20 protein-coding genes are annotated in these 20,554 nt (G+C 48.2%); 4 read left to right on the forward strand and 16 right to left on the reverse strand.

Annotation, left to right across the window (positions count from 1 at the left end; translation table 11 throughout):
* The 4 genes from recJ to AB1L17_RS06475 all read right to left on the reverse strand — a co-directional run bounded on the left by recJ (position 1) and on the right by AB1L17_RS06475 (position 5,038).
* Positions 1-2,349 (reverse strand): single-stranded-DNA-specific exonuclease RecJ, encoded by a 2,349-nt coding sequence (recJ, locus tag AB1L17_RS06460; protein WP_412843726.1) that lies wholly within the window; start codon positions 2,347-2,349, stop codon positions 1-3.
* A 117-nt stretch (positions 2,350-2,466) separates the two neighbouring features.
* On the reverse strand, positions 2,467-3,399 hold the full coding sequence (secF, locus tag AB1L17_RS06465; protein WP_412843725.1) for a protein translocase subunit SecF: 933 nt from the start codon (positions 3,397-3,399) through the stop codon (positions 2,467-2,469).
* Positions 3,389-4,624, reverse strand: coding sequence for a protein translocase subunit SecD (gene secD / locus AB1L17_RS06470; RefSeq protein ID WP_412843724.1), 1,236 nt, complete (start codon positions 4,622-4,624; stop codon positions 3,389-3,391). Before secD ends, secF begins: the two co-directional genes overlap by 11 nt.
* A gap of 177 nt (positions 4,625-4,801) precedes the next feature.
* On the reverse strand, positions 4,802-5,038 hold the full coding sequence (locus tag AB1L17_RS06475; protein ID WP_412843723.1) for a post-transcriptional regulator: 237 nt from the start codon (positions 5,036-5,038) through the stop codon (positions 4,802-4,804).
* A gap of 87 nt (positions 5,039-5,125) precedes the next feature.
* On the opposite strand from AB1L17_RS06475, the gene spoVB reads away from it, so the two are divergent.
* Positions 5,126-6,712: a stage V sporulation protein B gene (gene spoVB, locus AB1L17_RS06480; RefSeq protein WP_412843722.1), complete on the forward strand. Its 1,587-nt coding sequence runs from the start codon at positions 5,126-5,128 to the stop codon at positions 6,710-6,712.
* A gap of 3 nt (positions 6,713-6,715) precedes the next feature.
* Here the strand turns inward: spoVB and AB1L17_RS06485 are convergent, their stop codons facing one another.
* Both AB1L17_RS06485 and corA read right to left on the reverse strand, forming a co-directional pair.
* Positions 6,716-7,429: a DUF421 domain-containing protein gene (locus tag AB1L17_RS06485; protein WP_412843721.1), complete on the reverse strand. Its 714-nt coding sequence runs from the start codon at positions 7,427-7,429 to the stop codon at positions 6,716-6,718.
* Positions 7,430-7,497: 68 nt separating this feature from the next.
* Entirely contained in the window at positions 7,498-8,475 is a 978-nt protein-coding gene (corA, locus tag AB1L17_RS06490; RefSeq protein WP_137029849.1) for a magnesium/cobalt transporter CorA, read from the reverse strand.
* Positions 8,476-8,604: 129 nt separating this feature from the next.
* Between corA and AB1L17_RS06495 the strand changes: the two genes are divergently transcribed.
* Positions 8,605-9,021 (forward strand): TIGR04086 family membrane protein, encoded by a 417-nt coding sequence (locus AB1L17_RS06495; RefSeq protein ID WP_412843720.1) that lies wholly within the window; start codon positions 8,605-8,607, stop codon positions 9,019-9,021.
* A 48-nt stretch (positions 9,022-9,069) separates the two neighbouring features.
* On the opposite strand, the gene yajC is transcribed toward AB1L17_RS06495, so the two are convergent.
* From yajC to AB1L17_RS06540, 9 genes are all read right to left on the reverse strand, one after another.
* Positions 9,070-9,390, reverse strand: a complete 321-nt coding sequence (gene yajC / locus AB1L17_RS06500; RefSeq protein WP_412843719.1) for a preprotein translocase subunit YajC — start codon at positions 9,388-9,390, stop codon at positions 9,070-9,072.
* Positions 9,391-9,408: 18 nt separating this feature from the next.
* Positions 9,409-10,539, reverse strand: coding sequence for a tRNA guanosine(34) transglycosylase Tgt (gene tgt, locus AB1L17_RS06505; RefSeq protein ID WP_412843718.1), 1,131 nt, complete (start codon positions 10,537-10,539; stop codon positions 9,409-9,411).
* A gap of 117 nt (positions 10,540-10,656) precedes the next feature.
* Positions 10,657-11,685 carry a tRNA preQ1(34) S-adenosylmethionine ribosyltransferase-isomerase QueA gene (gene queA / locus AB1L17_RS06510; RefSeq protein WP_412843717.1) on the reverse strand — a complete coding sequence of 343 codons (1,029 nt, stop codon included), beginning with the start codon at positions 11,683-11,685 and terminating at the stop codon, positions 10,657-10,659.
* Positions 11,686-11,728: 43 nt separating this feature from the next.
* Positions 11,729-13,663 (reverse strand): SpoIID/LytB domain-containing protein, encoded by a 1,935-nt coding sequence (locus AB1L17_RS06515; protein WP_412843716.1) that lies wholly within the window; start codon positions 13,661-13,663, stop codon positions 11,729-11,731.
* Between the two features lie 158 nt (positions 13,664-13,821).
* The gene (locus tag AB1L17_RS06520; protein ID WP_412843715.1) at positions 13,822-14,040 is read right to left on the reverse strand and encodes a DUF2905 domain-containing protein; all 219 of its coding nucleotides are present in this window, start codon (positions 14,038-14,040) and stop codon (positions 13,822-13,824) included.
* Positions 14,037-15,035 (reverse strand): Holliday junction branch migration DNA helicase RuvB, encoded by a 999-nt coding sequence (gene ruvB / locus AB1L17_RS06525; protein WP_412843714.1) that lies wholly within the window; start codon positions 15,033-15,035, stop codon positions 14,037-14,039. Before ruvB ends, AB1L17_RS06520 begins: the two co-directional genes overlap by 4 nt.
* A gap of 4 nt (positions 15,036-15,039) precedes the next feature.
* Positions 15,040-15,657, reverse strand: coding sequence for a Holliday junction branch migration protein RuvA (gene ruvA, locus AB1L17_RS06530; protein ID WP_412843713.1), 618 nt, complete (start codon positions 15,655-15,657; stop codon positions 15,040-15,042).
* The gene (gene ruvC, locus AB1L17_RS06535; RefSeq protein ID WP_047072773.1) at positions 15,654-16,154 is read right to left on the reverse strand and encodes a crossover junction endodeoxyribonuclease RuvC; all 501 of its coding nucleotides are present in this window, start codon (positions 16,152-16,154) and stop codon (positions 15,654-15,656) included. Before ruvC ends, ruvA begins: the two co-directional genes overlap by 4 nt.
* Positions 16,155-16,280: 126 nt before the next feature.
* The gene (locus AB1L17_RS06540) at positions 16,281-16,472 is read right to left on the reverse strand and encodes a hypothetical protein (RefSeq protein ID WP_047072775.1); all 192 of its coding nucleotides are present in this window, start codon (positions 16,470-16,472) and stop codon (positions 16,281-16,283) included.
* Between the two features lie 132 nt (positions 16,473-16,604).
* On the opposite strand from AB1L17_RS06540, the gene AB1L17_RS06545 reads away from it, so the two are divergent.
* On the forward strand, positions 16,605-17,693 hold the full coding sequence (locus AB1L17_RS06545; protein ID WP_412843712.1) for a hypothetical protein: 1,089 nt from the start codon (positions 16,605-16,607) through the stop codon (positions 17,691-17,693).
* 84 nt (positions 17,694-17,777) lie between these two features.
* On the opposite strand, the gene AB1L17_RS06550 is transcribed toward AB1L17_RS06545, so the two are convergent.
* A complete protein-coding gene (locus AB1L17_RS06550) occupies positions 17,778-18,350 on the reverse strand; it encodes a BofC C-terminal domain-containing protein (protein WP_412843711.1) in 573 nt (190 codons plus the stop codon).
* 213 nt (positions 18,351-18,563) lie between these two features.
* Between AB1L17_RS06550 and AB1L17_RS06555 the strand changes: the two genes are divergently transcribed.
* The gene (locus AB1L17_RS06555) at positions 18,564-20,552 is read left to right on the forward strand and encodes a bifunctional 2',3'-cyclic-nucleotide 2'-phosphodiesterase/3'-nucleotidase (protein ID WP_412843710.1); all 1,989 of its coding nucleotides are present in this window, start codon (positions 18,564-18,566) and stop codon (positions 20,550-20,552) included.
* Positions 20,553-20,554: the final 2 nt, after the last annotated feature.

Genomic DNA, 20,554 nt, shown 5'->3' on the forward strand with positions numbered 1-20,554 from the left:
CTAAACGGTGGCTGGTTCCACCAATTGATGAAGCGTTTGAATCATCGCATCTGAAGAAGAAAGCAATAAGTCAGTAGCTAGCTGTGCCTCTTCCTTCCAATTCGCGTAAAGCAAGGAGCTCTCGAGCGGCCTTTTCGCAGAGCTGGCCTGCAAGGTGTACTGCTCCGCCTCTTCTACTAAAAACTCCAGCTCCAAAAAGATGGCGAGCATGCCGTCCAACAAATTTCTTTTCCATTGCAGCTTGCGGGCCAATGCATCCAAGTGGATATGTTTTACTGTTGGCACCTGTACAAAAAACTGGTACAACTGTTTAAAATGATCACGGCCCGGACAGGAAAGCCGCTCCATTCCTAAATCCGGATCACCAAATAAACAGTATATGCGCTCCGCTTGTTTGAGCAAGACACTAACCGTTGCCAAATCTGAACGACGCTTAGGCAAATCATACAAAATCACGTTTGAAGAAGTGGTGATGTTTGTTCCCTCTCGTCCAATCATGAACAAGGAATTCACCTGATCGCCTGACGCTTTCGCTGCCAACGGCTCATAGCTTTCCTCGCGAAACAGAATGGTCATCGAATCTGACTCAGCCATTACCTGCTGCCATTTCTCCAGCTTGTCACGGCTACCTCGCCAGTCAAACACTTGTTGGTGTCCGACAGACAAATCCCGAATCGTCAGCTGAGGCTTTCGGTTGCCATTCCATTCATTGACAGACAGTTCTCCCAATACGTGAAAACGTGCCTTTGGCGTTACTCTCTTTGTTACATGTGCCCAGTTAAAGCCAATTGCATCCAAAGAGGTGCCTGCTTTATTCAATGTGCACTTCAAATGGTTATCATCTCGCCCAATCGTACGCATTCCTTGTGTTTCTACTTCTTCTAACAAAACCAGCGGGGTCGGATTCCCCATTCCATATGGGGCAAGCTGTTCGAGTTGCTCCGCTGCAGTTAAGCTGACCTCTTCCATACTCATCGCGACGTCCACTTTGGTCATCGGCGTAAAGTCTTCAGCGGACAACCACTCCCCAGCCAGCTCGTTTAGCTTCTGGCGTAAAAAATCGAGATTTTCCACTGGCAGAGTCATCCCTGCTGCCATCGTATGTCCGCCATAATGCGGCAGCCATTCCTTGCAGGCTGTCAGACCCTCATACATGTCAAAACCAGAAATACTTCTTGCTGAACCTTTTGCCGTTCCTTTTTCTGGATCGATGCCAAGCACAATCGTCGGACGGTAAAAAAGCTCGACTAATCGTGATGCGACAATCCCCACAACACCCACGTTCCAGCCTTCCTTCGCCAGAACGAGGACATTGTTCTGGTCTGGCGGATACTGCTCCTGCACCATCTGGACAGCTTCCTCCGTCATGGCTGCAACGAGTTCCTGGCGATCGCGGTTCAAGTCGTCCAACGTCTGGGCACATTGCTCCGCTTCGTCCATATCGGTAGTCGTCAGCAATTTGACAGCGGATTCAGCCGTCTCCAGCCTTCCACTCGCATTCAGACGCGGTCCAAGCGCGAAACCGACATGCCCCGCGGACAGCTCACTATCCGCCAGTCCACAAACACGGATTAAGGCCTGCAAACCGAGGTTCCGTGTATGATTTAAGCGCTTTAATCCCGCTCGAGCAAGAATGCGGTTTTCATCCACCAACGGCACCAGATCCGCTATCGTCCCCAATGCAGCCAGATCAGCCAAATGCAGAGGCGGCTCCTTCAGCAAGGCATGCCCCACTTTAAAGGCGACACCCACTCCCGCTAACATATCAAACGGGTACGAGCAGCCGGGCTTCTTAGGGTTAATCACAGCAAATGCCTCCGGGATGATTGCCGGAGGTTCGTGATGGTCGGTTACAATCACGTCAAGACCCAGCTTGTTCGCATACTCTACCTGCTCTACTGCACTGATCCCTGTATCAACAGTGATGATCAGCTTATAGCCGCTTTTATGCAGATGCGCCAAGGCGTCTTTATGTAACCCATACCCTTCTGTAAAACGGTTAGGAATGTAGTAGTCAAAAACAGCGCCGAGTTGGCGCAGCAGATGTACCATTAACGATGTGGAGCTAACCCCATCGGCGTCGTAATCGCCATATATGCAAATCGGTTCTTGCCTTTGGATGGCTTGTTGAATGCGATGCACGCTTTGTTCCATTCCATCAAGCAAGAAAGGATCATGAAACAATTCTGGGCCGGCCTGCAAAAAATCACGAGCCTTTTGTGATGTATCAATGCCACGTATCACCAGTAGCTTGGATACGAGCGGAGTTAGCTGGCAATCTGCGGCAATACTAGCAGCAAGCTGCTCATCATAGGTGGCCAGTTTCCAGCGTGTTTTCGCTTTCAGCATGGGCTTTCCTCCAATCCTCATTCATTATAGTGGATGGAGCACAAGGCTGACAATAGTAAGGCTTTTTCCGGTAAAAAAAGGAGAAAACCGCGGGAATATCCCCGCGGCTCTCATTCATTAGCTTTCATTTGGAGCAGGTGAAAAGCGCTTCTTGTTCATTTCTCTCTTTTTCAAGGAGACCCAAATTTGCGCAGCGATAAAGATAGAAGAATAGGAACCACTGAGCAATCCGAAGATCAGTACCAGGGAGAAGTTACGAATGCCTTCGCTTCCCAGGAATACGATCGCAACGGCTGTTGCCAAAACGGTTACTACGGTGAAGACAGAGCGGCGCATCGTTTGCCACAAGCTCACATTTACCAGGTGCTCCAGGTCTTCAATCGTTTTCGTCTTCATTGTGCGCTGATTTTCACGGATTCGGTCAAAAATAACAATCGTATCGTTCAACGAATAACCAACGATCGTCAAGATAGCTGCGATAAAGGTCAGATCGACCTCAAGTCGGAACACAGAGAACAAGGCAATCGGGATAAATACGTCATGCAGCAAGGCAATCGCACACGCGACCCCGATCAAGAACTGAAAACGGAACGCTACGTAAATGGCAATCCCAAGCGCAGCGAACAAAATCGCCAGACCTGCATTTCGAACCAGCTCTTGCGCAATAATCGGATCAACCGTAGCCTCTTGCTTCGTTACCTGTTCACCGTACTTGGCTTTCAATGCCTGTTCAATCTCCGTCAGCTTTTCCGGTGGAATGGTTTCTTCAAAGCGTGTAAACGCCTGATTAGTTCCATACGCTGTCACATCCGAAAAGTGCGTCTCTGGTAGTTTCTCTCGAACGATTGCATCTACATCAGTAGTCGAGAACTCTTTCCCGATATACAGATCAAGACGTGTTCCGGCTTTAAAATCAACCCCCAGATTCAACCCGAGGGTGAACATGGACAATAAGCCCAACACAAGAATAAGTAAAGAAATCATAAAAAACTTCTTGCGGTTTTTTACAATATTGTACTTATCGGCGTACTCAAGTGCTCTATAACTCACCAATTTCACTCTCCTTTACCCCGAACCAAGCCGGCTTCTTGAATAGGTTCGTACGGATCAACAAGCCGAGGAGGAAACGAGAGGCAAAAACGTTTGTAAAAATACTTACGATCGTTGTCAGCATCGTAATAATCGCAAAACCTTGGATAGAGCTTGTCCCAAAGAAATACAATACCACTGCTGCGATCATAGCCGTAACCTGTGCATCCAAGATGGTCACCAATGAACGGCGTTCACCCGCACGGAATGCAGAAAGAATTGTCTTTCCGGAACGAATCTCTTCCTGAATGCGTTCGTAGGTAATAATGTTTGCGTCAACCGCCATACCAATACCCAAGATGAAACCAGCGATCCCTGGCAGTGTAAGAGTCGCATCCATCCAATCCAGGAACAACAGGGAGAGATAGATGAAAGCTACCAGTGTAATATTGGCTACCAGCCCTGGCAAACGATAAACCACCAACATGAATAGGAGGATAAATGCTCCACCTATATATCCTGCATACAAGGTTTTCTCCAACGACATCGCACCAAGTGTAGCACCTACAGATGTTACCTGTTTCTCAATCAGCTTGGCCGGCATTGCACCGGCGTTTAGTAAGTCAGCCAACTCTTGCGCCGATTCTTGCGTATAGTCACCGGTAATTTGTGCACTACCGCCTGAAATCACAGACTGAATCGTCGGATTGGTCTGCATCGTATCATCTAAAAAGATTCCCATTGGCTTACCGAGATTGGCACGAGTCACTTCTTCTAGAAGTTTAGGGTCTGTGAATTTCACAGTTACCAATGGTCTTTTTAATTCATCGTAATCGACTGCTGCTCCCCCAGGAGCCAAGTCGCTACCCCTCATCAACGTCTTACCTTGTACATCACGGAACGTAAGTACGGCTGGTTTGCCGATCAACTCGCGAAGTTTGGTCTGATCAGCATCATGGGAAGCGATCTTCACCCTGATTCGATCTGGTAGCTCGACATTTACCTCTGGTTCGGTAACGCCACCAATATTTACCCGTTTTTCGACCATCTGTGCTGTTGCTGCCAAAAGTGTCGTATCGACCTTTTGACCTTCATTCAAGGGCTCAACCTGGTACAAAATCTCAAAGCCGCCCTTTAGATCCAATCCAAGTGTGATGTTGCTTGCAACTTGTCCAGTCGTTGTAAAAAGACCACACAACATGCCCACCACAACCAGGAACACAACAAGCCTGCTCCATTTAATCATGTAGTAATTCCCCTCTTTCCTAGCCGTGCCTCGTCGACGACACGAAAACCAATATGCCCATTATAGCGAAGTATGAAAAAACGTGTCAATTCATGCTGGAAAAGCGAACCATGGTAACCAACCCCTTATCTACATCGCGCATTTTTAGCTATACGATTTAGATAGGAGGAAGTTTCACTAAGAATTTTTATACATTTGAATCATGAGGTAATTCATGTACTTGTTTGGCTTTAGAGACAAAATGTCATTCACGAGCTGGTGGATCGGCGGAATTTCTTTATAACTGTTCGTGATGCATTCCCAAATATCTTCAGGTGTTACATTGTCGTAGCCCAAAAGAGCAAATTCCTCTGCCTTGCTTTTGCAAAGACTCGCTACTTGCCCATACCATTCCTGTTTTTGCGCTTGGTCCATCCCAATTTCCCCCTCAAAGTAGTCATGCCGACAGCGGCACGTCCATATTCTTTACTGAGTGAATTTATCCTTGCAAAGGAGCCTTCCATGAAACAATCCTTCTTTTACGGAACGGTCATCCTCATTATTGCTGGTGGCATTACCAAGGTGTTTGGCTTTGCTCACAGGATCGTGTTGTCGCGCATTATCGGAGCGGAAGGAATGGGGCTTTATCAAATGGTTGTGCCCCTTTTATACTTTCTGATTACTGTGACGACATTTGGACTTCCCGTAGCCATCGCGAAGCAAGTGGCAGAGACGGAAGCGGCCAATAATCCTCGTCTTACTCGCCGGTTTCTGTTATTAGCCTTGTCAGTCGCTGGCGGGATCAGCCTCTTCCTCTGCGTTCTGCTTCTCTTGTTCTCCAAATGGATTGCTGGAATGCTATTCGCCGATCCTCGTGCACACATCGTCTTGCTCGCAGCTATTCCAGTCATCCCGATCTCGGGTATTTCTCTCGTACTGCGAGGATACTTCCAAGGCAAGCAAAACATGATCCCTACTGCCGTCTCGCAGCTCGTGGAGCAAGTCGTCCGCATGGCACTGGTCGTTGTCATGACCATGTCGTTTCTTTCGGCAGGCATTGAGTACGCCACAGCAGGGGCTGTCGCCAGCATTATTTTTGGAGAAGCCGCCGGACTCTTGTACATTCTCTGGCAATATCGCAAAGGCAGTAAAAAAGCAGCAACTCTGCTCCTGGATAAACCCTTCCTCCGAACGGTTTCCGCAAGCAAAGCGAGCTTGTCTCAGCTGATCCATGTTGCACTCCCTGTTACGATGAGCCGCGTCATCGGTTCTATCGCCTATGTACTAGAGCCAATGCTCGTACCATTCGCCCTCGTCATTGCTGGCTTTACAACATCGACGGCTACCGGGCTATACGGACAGTTCGCAGGTATGGCCGTCCCTTTGCTGCTATTTCCCACTTTTTTAACGTATTCCTTGTCTGTTTCCCTCGTTCCTGCCGTCGCAGAAGCGGCCTATCAAAATAATGCTCCGCTCGTGCATCGCCGCATTTATCAAGCCATGCGGATTACACTCGTCATCGGAGCACCATGTACCGTCTTACTCACTATTTTTGCAGAACCTTTATGTGTCCTGCTTTACGGCAATGAGTATCGGGAGGTTGGCGTCCTGTTAAAAGAGCTGGCACCATTCTCCGTTTTCCTGTTTTTCCAAGCACCCCTTGCTGCCGCCTTGCAGGGTCTCGATTACGCCCAGGTCGTCTTCCGCAATACGCTGATCAGTGCCATCGTCAAAACCGTCGCCATGTTCTTTTTTACTGCGCATCCAGCATTCGGCATACATGGTGCTGTCATTGCTCTTAATATTGGCATTACGCTTGGGACGTTATTGCATTTTGCTAGCCTGATCAAAAAAATCGGATTTACGATCGACGTTCGCGAATTCGGTAAAATCGCAGTTGCCATGCTGCTCATGGGTTACTCAGGGTCCTACATCTCGAAGCACTGGTTCGTGGACATTTCAATCGGACAGCTATTAGTAACGAGCACACTCATAAGCACACTGCTCTACGTTGTCTTGCTCGTCGCTATGCGCGTCTTGGGCAAGCAGGACGTCCGTCGCATCCCATGGATCGGTGAACAGCTCGCCATGTTCTTCCCTCGCCGCTAGCGCTTAGTGCAGCGGCTTGTCTTTTTTGTCCAAATAAATGATCCCGCGTTCGTCAATGCTGCAAAAAGAGACCTCTCGTATGTCCTTAATCCCGTATTTACGAATTTCCCGTTTAAGCCACAGCTGGTTTTGTCCGATCTTGTTCAATGCTTCTGTTCTCACCTTGCCATCGAGTATGAGTGGGATTGGCAGGCCCTTGTAAGAGACAGGGCCGACTTGCGGTCTATTCGGTAACCATAAATCTTCCCTTGTGACCTTATCTTTTTGATCCTTCAAAAATACACTCATCTGTCCGGTTGGCTCCAACAACGCAAATTCAACATCGGCAATGTTTTTTACGTCTTTTTGCCGCAGATGTACCATCAAATCATCCATGTTCAAGCGATTACGACGCATCGCTTGCTCCCTGATTTGCCCATTTTCTATGATCAAGTCGGCAGAGCCGTCCACTGTATCACGGAACTTCTTGCTCTTTAATGACAGATAAGCGAAGGCGACTTCCAATAAGGCAATCAACAGCATCGGCAAATAAAACCGAAGAGCAGGCTTATCGACATCCTCAATCGCCAGTGCAGCCATTTCTGCAAGCATGATGGAGATGACCACATCAAAAACGGACAGCTTTCCCAATTCCCGCTTTCCCATCAACCGAACTAAGATCAGGAGGAAAAAATACGAGAAAAGGGTGCGAAGTAACACCATTGTAAGATTATCCACTTGCGCTGCCCCCCAAAGAACATTTGATACTAGTGTTCAGCAGAGGGCAGGGAAAGTATTAGCACCAATTACAGCCACTTTCGCTTACGGAAAATATGGAGCATGGTAAACGTCATGCCGAGCATAATCACGAGCGCTACGATCAGCATATACGGCTCTGCCTCTTCTCCCAGCCAGGCGAAGGTATTCATCCCGAATAGCCCGGTGATAAAGGTCAACGGAAGGATGATGGTAGAGATAATCGTAAGAACGCGCATCGTCTCCGTTGTTTTGGCGCTAATAATGGTGTAGTACGTATCCAACGCACCGTTCACCAGATCACGGAAGGTCTCAGTCGAATCCGAAATCCTTTCCAAGTGGTCTGTTAGGTCGGTGTAGAACGGAACGTTTTCCTCGGAAATGTCGAAGGAGTAACGGCCATTGACGTTGGCGAAAATTCGCTTTTGCGGCATGATCACACGCCTGATTAAAATAATCGTCCGCTTCAACGCCAGGAACTCTTCGGTAATTTCCTCCATTTGGTGTTCATAGATCTCGTCCTCCAGCTCGTCAATCCGCACACTGATCCGATCGATAATCGGAAAATACTCATCGGTAATCCCGTCTACGATGGCATAAAGCAAATAGTCAGGACCTCGGTTCAAGTAAGAAATGTTGCGGTGACACATTGCAGCGATCCGACCGATGGTGTTCATCGGGGACTTGTGGATCGTTACGATGTAGTTAGGGCCGAGAAAAACGTTCAGTTCTACCGTTGTAATCTCGTCATCGCTTTCTTCATTGTAACGCAGGGCGTGAAACACGAAGAAATAGTAGTCATCGTACTTGTCTACCTTGGCACGTGGACTGACGTGCAGGCAGTCCTCAATTGCCAGCGGGTGAAAGTCGAAGATCTTGGCAATATAGGGCAGTTCATTGTTCCCCACATCGTACAGATCGATCCAGAGAAGATCCTCTGGTGATTTCAGCCATTGATCCTTCGTAGCCAGATCAACGTCGTGAAACATCTTCTGTTCTGAGTGGTTATAAAAGTACGTTTTGATCAACCTTCCTCACCCCCGTCTCGTTCCCCATCCATCATACGAAAATTCTTATCAATGTTCAACGCTAGATGAATACGTAAGCCAAGCCTCTCATATAGATGTACAAACACTTCCAATAAGGGGGTACATACCGTGCGAAGTGCATCCACCTCTGTGCTGACAGGTCTATTGTATACGACAGGTCTTGTCTTAATTGGAGCGTTGCTCGCTACCTTGCTCCTTAGCTTCACCTCGATAAGGGAAGGCACGCTGCCCTATTTTACGTACGTGATCAATGCCGTCGCCCTACTGACTGGTGGCTTCGTCACTGGACGTCGTTGCGGCGGGAAGGGCTGGTACTACGGCGGGCTCACCGGACTCACTTACTTCCTTTTCATCCTCTTGATCGGCTTCCTTGGCTTCGACGCCCCGATGCAATGGGGTACCTTCCTGTTCTTGTTCGGCGCATTTGGAGTTGCCGCGTTAGGTGGGATTCTCGGCGTGAACTCAGCGAATTCCAGCAACAAATATAAAGGCGGTAAACCAAAAACCATCAAGCCTAGGCGCTAAAGCAAGACAGAAAAAAGCAGGTGGATCGCCACCTGCTTTTCGCATGCCTTATTTGGATTCTTCTTTTGTTTCTTCGCTCTTCGCAGGTTCACTCTTTGCAGGTTCGTTGCTGGAAGAAACTACGCTGTTGATCGCTCCACGGTCAAAAGTAACGTTCACGTTGTGAGCGATACGCAGTGTGATAGTATCATCAGACAGGTCTTGGATCGTTCCATGCACTCCACCGATTGTTACGATTTTGTCGCCTTTTTTGATAGCTGCGAGCATAGCGTTGCGTTGTTTTGCCTTCTTTTGTTGCGGACGAATCAGCAAGAAGTAAAAAATCGCAAACATGATGATAATCGGTAAAAACTGAGTCAAGCCTTCCATGAAAAAAATCCCCCTCGATTAAAAAGATCTATCTTCACCCAATCCATATTGAGCGAAAAACTGGTCGCGGAAATCTTGCAAGCGATCTTCTGCAATCGCTTGACGCACCTGTTCCATTAACTTCACCAAGAAATGAAGATTATGGTAGGTTGTTAACCGGATGCCAAAGGTTTCCTCCGACTTGACCAGGTGTCGGATGTAAGCACGTGTGTAATTTTTGCAGGTGTAGCAATCGCAATTTGGATCAAGCGGGGTAAAGTCACGCGCGTATTTTGCATTGCGGATGACCAGTCGCCCCTGGCTTGTCATGCATGTCCCATTGCGGGCAATTCGCGTCGGCAACACACAATCAAACATATCAATACCGCGGATCGATCCCTCGATAAGAGCATCTGGTGAACCTACTCCCATCAAATAACGAGCCTTGGATGACGGAAGCAACGGCACAGTATGCTCTAGCACATCGTACATCAATGGAAACGGCTCCCCTACACTCAAACCGCCGATCGCGTAACCAGGGAAATCCATAGAAACGAGATCTTTTGCACTTTGTGCACGCAAGTCGTTGAACATCCCACCTTGAACGATACCAAACAAGGCTTGTTCGTTTGGACGAGTATGCGCCTTCAGGCAACGCTCTGCCCAGCGAGTTGTTCGCTCCATTGATTTCTTCACGTAATCGTATTCCGCAGGATACGGAGCACATTCATCAAATGCCATGAAAATATCGGCACCCAATGCATTTTGAATCTGTGTCGCCTCTTCAGGGCCAATGAACAGTTTTTCTCCATTGAGGTGGGAACGGAAGGAAACCCCTTCCTCAGTGATCTTGCGGAGGTTACTGAGACTAAATACTTGAAATCCGCCGGAATCCGTCAGAATGGCACGGTCCCAATTCATAAAGCCGTGCAGCCCGCCTGCCTCGCGAACAATTTCATGCCCTGGACGAAGAAACAGATGGTACGTATTACTCAGGATGATACCCGCGCCAATAGCCTTTAACTCCTCGGGGCTCATCGTCTTTACCGTCGCTTGTGTACCGACAGGCATAAAGACAGGGGTGTCAATCGTCCCATGTGGGGTATGTAATTTACCGAGACGTGCACCTGTTTGCTTGCATGTTTTGATTAACTCGTAGCGTACAGCCAAATCTTTGCACTCCTCAAGCTATGTATGTAAGTCTTACCTATTATAGAAAAACTTCTGGGTGAAGTAAACCCACCTGACTAATAAGTATACACTTATACAGGTGGGTTGTTCACATTTTTATAGAATGAGCATGGCATCCCCAAAGCTGAAGAAGCGATACTCCTCTTCCACAGCCGTTTTGTAAGCACGCATCACATGTTCTTGACCAGCCAGAGCACTCACTAGCATCACGAGCGTAGACTTTGGCAGGTGAAAATTCGTCAGAAGGCCATCCAAAATAGAGAACGTGTAGCCCGGATAAATGAAAATATCCGTCCAGCCGGATGTCGCTACCAGCTTTCCTCCGTTTGCGCGCCCTACTGTCTCCAAAGTACGGCAAGAAGTTGTCCCGACAGCGATTACCCTTCTTCCCTCCGCTTTTGCCCGGTTCACCAGCTCTGCTGTTTCTTCCGGAATCTCATAGTACTCCGCGTGCATGACATGCTCTTCCACAGAATCAGCCGCTACAGGACGAAACGTTCCAAGTCCGACATGCAGCGTCACGTAAGCCAGCTGTACCCCTTTTGCGGCGATTTGCTCCAGGTACTGCTTCGTGAAATGAAGTCCGGCTGTTGGTGCTGCTGCCGAACCGCGCTCCTTCGCATAGACTGTCTGGTAACGCTCACTATCTTCCAGTTGCGCGTGAATGTACGGAGGCAAGGGCATCGAGCCTAATTGGTCGAGAATCTCATAAAAGATCCCTTCGTACAAGAAGCGTACAATCCGCCCACCCGTCTCTGTCACCTCTTCACAAACACAGCGCAAAAGCCCGTTGCCAAAAACCACCTCTGTTCCCGGCTTCATCCGCTTTCCGGGCTTCACCAGCGTCTCCCAGCGATCGTCGCCAAGTGATTTCAACAAAAGAATTTCTATTTTCGCTCCCGTCTCAGCCTTTTCTCCAATCAGTCTGGCAGGCAAAACGCGGCTGTCATTCATGACAAGTACATCGCCTGCCTGGAGGTGATCGATTAAATCAGTAAATTGCTGATGAGCGATTTTGCCTGTTTGTTTCTCCAACACGAGCAATCTCGATGAAGTTCTGTCTTCCAAAGGATGCTGGGCAATTAAATGCTCCGGCAGTTCAAAATCAAATTGTTGCACGTCCACGAAATCGTTACTCCTTTTTGCGGTAGATCTTGTGGCAAACGACTTACTTTTCGATTGTCACATCCTGGTAGTAGTGTTGCAAGATATCTTTGTAGTCATACCCTTCCTCTGCCATCGCACGAGCTCCGTATTGCGAGACGCCAAGACCGTGCCCAAAGCCAGTACCACGGAAGATGAATTGCGAACCATTGATCTTTTCTACTTCAAACTTCGTACTGCGCAGAGGAGTCCCACCCTGTTGAAAAACAGAACGGAATGCATCCGGCGAGGAAACGACGATCGGCGTCCCGTTTGCTTCCATCGCAATGACACGTCCCGATGGTCCCCGCTCCGTTACTTTCAGACTCGTCACGCTTCCGGAAATACGAGGGGCTTTGTTCTTATCATGCGCGGCATTGATCATGGCTGTGATTTCTGTAGAGGTAAACGGACCACGCGTCCACGCGTACGCATTTTCTTCTTTAACTTCTGAAAGGATCGTCACCTCTGCGCCCGTAGGCAGTACGGACAACACACGATGAGTCGTTGTACTTGGACCTGAGCGCAAATTGGTATTCTCTGTCGAGATGACAGCTATTCTGTGTCCATCTGAATTTTTCTCACCTGTTTCGGTTACCAGATCATTTCGTACATAACCGAGCGACCCATCTGCTAAAGCCACGCGGTACCACATGCTCGCACTATCCATCGGTAATGTGTCTTTACTCTCCACAGATCGCAAATAAGGAACCGGATTTCCCCATACCTCTGTGCCATCTGCAGTCATACCGCCTGCATTGGAATAGAACAGAGACTCAGCTATTTTACCTTGATAGTAAATAATTTCGCCTTCTGTATCGTCCACGGCCTCACGAACATCAGCAGACTCTTTTGTATAGCCATAATACGCTTGTTCGAAAACGGTATCGGACAAATTGGCAACGCCGTACTTATTGCCTTGCCACACAGCTCGCGTTCTCGACAGTACTGCCTGTGTTTTCAACGCTTCTATCGGCCAGCCTGGTGCCATTTCAGAGCCAACTACTCCATACAGATACTCTTCCATAGGGAGCTCATTGACGAGCGTCAAATGACCATTGTATTCTGACAGCTCCATCTCACCACGATACGTGCGCTGATCACGTTCCACAACACCAATCAGCGACTCAGCGTCTGCTTTATTCGCTTCTACAGTCAGCTTTACTTGAGGGGAAAATACATACTTCCAGATCGTTTCATCTGGTGAGCCGTATACATCCTGCTTCAATATAACATAAGATTGACTGTCAGGCTCCTGATAGGTGAAAGAAGGGAATGCGGCATTGGCTTTTTGTTTCAATGCGTTTACTGCATCTTGACTAACCTCGTCACCGATCCAAACCGCATATTTTACTTTGTCTCCATCTGTTACCATCACGGGGTAGGCAGGAATACCTGCTGCTTCAAATGACGCCTGCCAATCCTGCGCTTCGTTTAAACTTTTGAATGTACCAGCTTCCAGCCGCAGAGGACCTTTTACCAACGGATTTTGCCCGATCGCTTGGGCAACCGTTTTAGCCTGATTGGCTGCGTCCTGATAGGTGTCGTATGTACCGCTGACCACCTGATATACGGTCTGTCCGTTGCGCTTTGCCACCTGGATCGAGCCCTCGTATTTGCGCTGGCTCAGTTGTTGGGCAAGCTGCTGTGCGCGATTCCAGTCATCTGTTTCCGCAACGACTAGATGATATTCATCAACCCGATAACGAGCTGCTTCTCCCTTTAATTCCGGTAAATCCGTCTTGCCTTCGGGTCCATCCAGCACTACTTCCATTCCTTTTTCAGCGGTCAGCGTAATGGAAGGAACTACTCCCCGATAGCCTTGACCTGAATCCACAAATAGCGCAACTCTAATATTGTCGCCGGCTGCCTGCGCTGGTACTTGTCCTCCTACGAGAACTACTGTTAGTAGGCCCACCGAAAGGACTTTCCCCATCCATTTCTTTCTCATGTCGTCCATTGTCCTTTCTCCACCTGATTTTCATCAAAAATTGGCATGTCTTCCCATGTTTTTCGACAATCCCCGGCTGATCTCCTGCCTTTTTCGTAAAATGGGACCAAACGCCCGCACGCAAAAAAACCACCGGAACGATGCGTCCCGATGGCCTTTTCTCATGCCTATTTAAACATCCGGAATAAATACATGCCGAGAGACAAAACAATGCTAATGACGATACAAGTCACAATCGGAAAGTAGAATTTGACGTTTTCCTTCTCCACGACAATATCACCCGGCAAACGCCCCAATGGTAAGAAGCGACCACCGATTTGCCACAAGAGACCGATTACGATTAAAGCAGCTCCACCAAAAATAAGTAGTTTGGCTACAGGGTTCACGATTTCATCTCCCGACCAAAGTGTGCGTACGCACTCGGGGTAAGAACACGTCCCCGCGGCGTCCGCTGCATAAATCCAATCTGCATGAGATATGGCTCGCAAACATCTTCTACCGTTTGTGACTCTTCTCCGATCGTAGCTGCGATCGTGTCCAGCCCAACTGGTCCGCCATCGAAACGATCGATGATCGCAAGCAGCAGCTTATGGTCGATATGATCGAGACCGCAGGCATCTACTTGCAATCTCTCCAGCGCTTCTTTGGCGATCTCTGTCGTGATAACGCCTTCCCCTTTTACTTGGGCAAAATCGCGAACCCGCTTCAGCAAACGGTTCGCCACCCGCGGTGTCCCGCGTGAACGTCTGGCAATCTCTTCTGCTCCGCCTTCTCGAATGACGACCTGCAAAATGTCAGCTGCCCGCGAAACGATAAAGGTCAATTCCGGAACTGTATAAAACTCCAGGCGATTCACGACCCCGAACCGATCCCGAAGCGGCGCTGACAGCATTCCTGCCCGAGTCGTCGCTCCGACTAGCGTAAATGGCGGCAAATCCAACCGGACACTGCGAGCGCTCGGCCCTTTTCCGATGATGATATCCAGCGCAAAATCCTCCATGGCCGGATACAGTACTTCTTCGACACTTCGGTTCAGCCTGTGAATCTCATCAATAAACAGAACGTCGCCTTCTTGCAAATTCGTCAATATGGCCGCCAAGTCACCTGGACGCTCAATCGCCGGACCGGACGTCGTGCGGATGTTCACACCCAGCTCATTTGCGATAATTTGTGAGAGTGTCGTTTTCCCGAGACCCGGCGGCCCGTAGAGCAATACATGGTCCAATGACTCTTTGCGCATCTTAGCTGCTTCAATAAATATTTTCAGGTTTTCCTTTACGTGCTGCTGACCAATGTATTCGTTTAAATAGCGAGGACGGAGGCTCAGCTCCGCCGCATCCTCTTCCCAATTCATATGCGTCGTGATGATCCGAGAATCCAAAACTCTACCCCCTCATGAGCAACGCAAGCCCTTGTTTGATGAGCTTTTCTACACCATCGCCCTCTTTAGATTTCTCAGACAGCGTGTTCCTGATTTTTTGCAGTTCACCATCAGAGTAACCCAGTGCCGTCAATGCATCGAGTGCTTCATTCAGCGCAGACACGGCTTTCTCGCCTGCCGTTAAGTCTCCTGCTGCGATAGTCAAAATCGCAGATGGTGTGTACCCTACCAATTTATCCTTCAAATCGAGGATAATGCGCTGGGCCGTCTTTTTCCCAATCCCCGGAAATTTCGTCAAATAGGTAACATTCTCCTGTTGAACTGCCATCACCAGCTGTTCAGGCGTCGCTGCTGCAAGAATGGCCAATCCGCCTTTCGGACCGATTCCACTTACATCCAGCAGCTTGCGGAACAAATCACGCTCGTCACGGGTAGCAAAACCGTATAGCAGGATCGCGTCTTCCCTCACATGGTGGTGGGTAAACAATTTAGCTTTGCTGCCTTCATACCGAACAAATTGATACGGGTTAGGGCAAAACAGTCGATAACCAATCCCGCCGGTTTCGACGACTATGTATTCCGAATCGAGATAACAGAGTGTACCTTCTACAAAATCGATCATTTTTGAACTCCTTCCGAAATGGAAATGAACGCGCGAAACTGTGCGTGCGTAATGGCAATGCCCAATGCGTCCGCCACGTCGTCAGGCTTTGGTACTTCTTTTAACCGCAAAAGGAGCTTCGTCATTTCCTGTATTTGCTTCTTCTCTGCTCCCCCGTAGCCAGTCACGGCTTGCTTGACCTGCATTGGCGTATATTCGTACACAGGCACACCAGCTAGCTCTGCCGCGAGCAAAATAACACCTCGCGCTTGCCCAACTGTAAAGGCCGTTGTCACGTTTTTGTTGAAGAACAGCTTTTCAACGGACATTTCATCGGGGCGATACGTTTCCAGAAGGCTCTGCATCGCCTCAAAAATCTGTTTTAATCGCAGTGGCACTGGCAACCCTGCTTCTGTCTGTATGCTTCCATATTGGACGGGACGCAATTGGCTACCCTCTTTATCCACAACCCCGAAGCCAACAATCGCAATGCCAGGGTCTATTCCTAAAATGCGCATGGTCCACTCTCCGTAAGCAAAGATTCTACCCTCTACTGTAACACAAAGCACCTAAAAAGCGAACGTGTATTTCCATAGCAAAGACCCGCTCCTCATTAAAAGGAACGGGCCATACGGTGTCATCTGTTAGTGTTTGTTCATTCCGAGTGAATCCGACACATCATGCTGCATGTGGGCGTAATCGTCTACCCCACTCTGCATATGCTCTTTGATCTTATTGATCTGTTGATAATTGAGCTTGTTGTGTCCCTGGTTCAACTGAACGTACAAACGCTGATGGAACTGGTCTTTGTAGCTACCTCTGGGCATGGTAGACATGGTCTAAAGACTCCTCCTTCGATCACCGTATGAAAACAGTATGGCGTAAGCACAAAGCCGTTATGATACCAAGATTTACGCTACATGAGCCACTCTTCTTATTGAAACAATAAGCAGTGGAGGTGTTGATTAATGCGAAACAAAGTCCTTATTTTTTGTATATGCCTGATCATAATCGCACTGTCAATGCCGCACTCTGCGTTTGCCAAGGCCAAGAATGACATAACGGTCACCGTTTCGGTCTCACCAGAGTCCCCCTTCCAATCTACCATGTCCTTTCGTGATCAACATCATTTTGCAAAGAGGTTAATGGGCTCATCTAAAATCGTCGCGTCATACAACCCACATTGGATACGCGCAACACTGACAGTCAAAAAACGAACGTACGTATACGATCACGATGGCCGACTCTATGAAAAAGACATGCCTCGTCGATATGTATTAGCAAACGACGTTCGCCAGCGACTCGAAGAAATGGTCAAGTCCGTGGAAGCCGTCCACTTTGCCCAGGCAACCCCTTGGGAACAGGCGAAAAAAACGTTGAAACGGATGGAGTTCGCTACCGTGATTGATTTAGAAACAGGCCAACGCTTTGACGTCCAGCGCAGAGCAGGCAGTCGCCATGCCGATGTTCAACCGTTGACACGCAAGGATACGCAAATCATGAAGAACATTTATCACGGGAAATGGTCGTGGAAGCGCAGAGCTATTTTGGTAGAGGTAGACGGTACGTATTTTGCAGCATCCATGCACGGAATGCCTCATGGGGCTGGCGCGATCAAAGGAAATGAATTTCCTGGGCATTTTTGTATCCACTTTTTCGGTAGTTCTACCCATCGGAGCAGAGAGCCCGATCCTAGTCACAGCATGATGATTCTAAAAGCATCTGGAGCGCTTGCATCAACAGTAAGGGGGGCCTCCCCAGAAGAGTTGGTCGGATTTTTCCTCACTGCTCTTCACGAGCAGGACACCCATGCCATGCGAATGACAACGGATGGCTTCCCACTTCCAGAAGGGTTGTCCTCGATTGAGTCCGTACGAACAACGGAAATCGTCATCCCTTCAGACGAACGCGGCCCCCTTTTGATCAAAGTACCCGTTCGGGTCACGTACATCGCTCGGGAAGGTGGAGATTTCAGAGAGACATGGCGGTTTCTTTTGCGCCGCGAAATGCCGTGGGAACGTTGGCGGATCATCGCTGTGGACCTGAATCCGTCATAATTGAAACAAAAATCCCTTTCCAGTCCGATTCGTGCTACATACACGAGAGACTAGAAAGGGATTAGGTTGTTCCATTCACCAGATTCATTGGCCGCTCCATTGGTATTCGCCATAGGTGGACAATACACTGTTGTACTCTGCCAAATTTCGAATGCGAATCCCGCGCTTCAGATTCTCCCATTCTTCTTTTGGCAGATTCGCCTCCATTTTCACTGTATCGATTCGATAAAAGGTTTGCACGACATCTTGTTCAGCAGGCAGGCCATGAAACAGAGTAAGCATGCCGTCAGCCCCTATACCGATATGCCCATTTTCTTTGCACGCTGGCGCTATATCCTGTTCACGTTTCATCAGCATCATCTTGGAGGGCTCTGCTGTTACAATCTCCCATCCTTTGTAATTGCTCATGGCGTCTGCTAGCTGATTGGCACGGACAGGTACATGTTCTTCATCTCGCACGCCACACAAATAATGGCGAGCTAACACTAACTCGTACGATCTGCCAGCAACAACGTCAGCATTGTCTGTACGGGTAAACAAGCGAGCAAAACCCGATTCGTTGCCTTCCTTGCCTACTAACAGGATGCCGACTACGATGCCTGTGGCTAATGCTACACTCCAGGTAGCGTATACCATCCACCTTTTCTTCTCTGTCACGATGAACCCCTTCCTTATAGGCTTTTCTTCCTATTCTCTCCAGTTAAGCTGGGGGACATACGCGACCAATGAGGGATTGACTTGATTTTTTTTATTTTTGTCAATACAAAAAATTAATATACTATTTCATCTAGCTATCTTTCCAGCGCCGGAATCTAATGATAAACTATTTTTGCTTGGCATTATTGTAAACTTATGGAGGTCATTTCACACATGAAAAAAACGAACAAAAAAATGCTGACTGCTTTCCTCCTCAGCACTTCTTTGGTTGTTGGCGCTCTTTCCTTTCCTCTTACTCCTGTAAGCGCGCAAACAGATTCTGTCCTCAAGCTCCGCCTGTTGGAAACAACAGACATCCACACTAACATCGTTAACTATGACTACTATCAAGACAAAAACACAGATGAGTTCGGGCTCGCAAAAACAGCTACATTGGTCAAAAAAGCAAGAGAAGAAGTAAAAAACAGCATCTTGATCGACAACGGTGACCTGCTGCAAGGAAACCCATTGGGCGACTACGTAGCAAAAATCGACCCGTTGAAAGCCGGCGAGACTCACCCTGCATACAAAGCAATGAACCTGATGAACTACGATGTTGCTAACATCGGTAACCATGAGTTCAACTTTGGTTTGGAGTTCTTGGATACCAGCTTGAAGGGTGCGAAATTTCCTTACATAAACTCCAACGTCTATGTAGACGACAAGGACAAAAACCCGGACAACGACAAAAACATGTACACTCCTTATGAAATCCTGGAGCGCACATTCAAAGACGAGAACGGTAAAGATGTAAAACTGAAGGTCGGCGTCATCGGTTTTGTTCCGCCACAAATTATGCAGTGGGACAAGGCTCACCTGGAAGGGAAAGTAATCGCGAAGGACATGGTGGAAACTGCTAAAAAATTCGTACCTGAAATGAAAGAAAAAGGTGCGGACATCATCATCGCGGTTCCTCACTCCGGAATTGGCCCTGTTGAAGGTGGCCCTGAATTGGAAAATGCTAGCTATCAGCTGAGCAAAGTAGATGGTATCGACGCGATCCTGTTCGGACACTCCCACTCCGTATTCCCTGGTCCTGGATTCGATAAAATTCCAGGCGTGGATGCAGAAAAAGGAACGATCAACGGCAAACCAGCTGTTATGCCTGGCTTCTGGGGCAACCACCTCGGCGTGATCGACCTGACACTGAAACAAGAAAACGGAAAATGGAAAGTGGCTGAGTCCGCTACCAAAGTAGTTCCGATCTATGACAAAGCTAACAAAGCATCCTTGGCTGATGCAGACAAAGCAATCGTAGATGCAGTGAAAGAAGATCATGATAAAACGGTAGAATGGGTTCGTTCTGCTGTTGGGAAAACATCTTCCCCGATCTTCAGCTACTTTGCACTCGTGCAAGATGATCCATCCATCCAAATCGTAACCAATGCACAAAAATGGTTCGTAGAGAAAAACGTGAAGGGTACAGAATACGAAGGCATTCCAGTTCTGTCCGCTGGTGCACCATTCAAAGCAGGCGGCCGTAACGGAGTAAGCTACTACTCCAATATCCCAGCTGGTACAATCGCCATCAAAAACGTTTCTGACCTGTACATCTACCCGAACACATTGAAGGCTGTTCTGGTCGATGGAGCTACGGTGCAAGAATGGTTGGAGCGCTCCGCTGGACAGTTCAACCAAATCGATGTGAAGAAAACAGAAGAGCAACCGCTCATTAACGAGACTTTCCCAACTTACAACTTTGACGTAATCGACGGTGTTACTTATCAAATCGATGTAACGCAACCGTCCAAATACGCTGTTGATGGAAAAGTAGCGAACAAAGATGCAAACCGCATCAAAAACCTGTCTTATAACGGCAAACCAGTAAAACCTGAAGACAAATTCATCGTCGTAACGAACAACTACCGTGCAAGCGGCGGCGGTGCTTTCCCAGGTTTGGATGGCAAAAACATCGTAATCGATTCTCCAGATGAAAACCGTCAAATCGTGATCGACTACATCCTGAACCAAAAAAATATCGACCCAGCAGCAGACAACAACTGGTCTTTTGCTCCAGTAGATGCGAAGCTGAACGTGACGTTCACTTCTTCTCCTGACGCGAAGCCATTCGCAGAAAAAATGTCCAACATCAAGTTCATCAACGTGTTGGAGACTGGGTTTGCTAAATTCTCTATTGATTTGTCCAAGCCTGCTTCCAAGTAAGC

Origin of the sequence: Brevibacillus jepli, from assembly GCF_047229145.1 — a bacterium.
In the GTDB taxonomy this organism is placed as follows: Bacteria; Bacillota; Bacilli; order Brevibacillales; family Brevibacillaceae; genus Brevibacillus.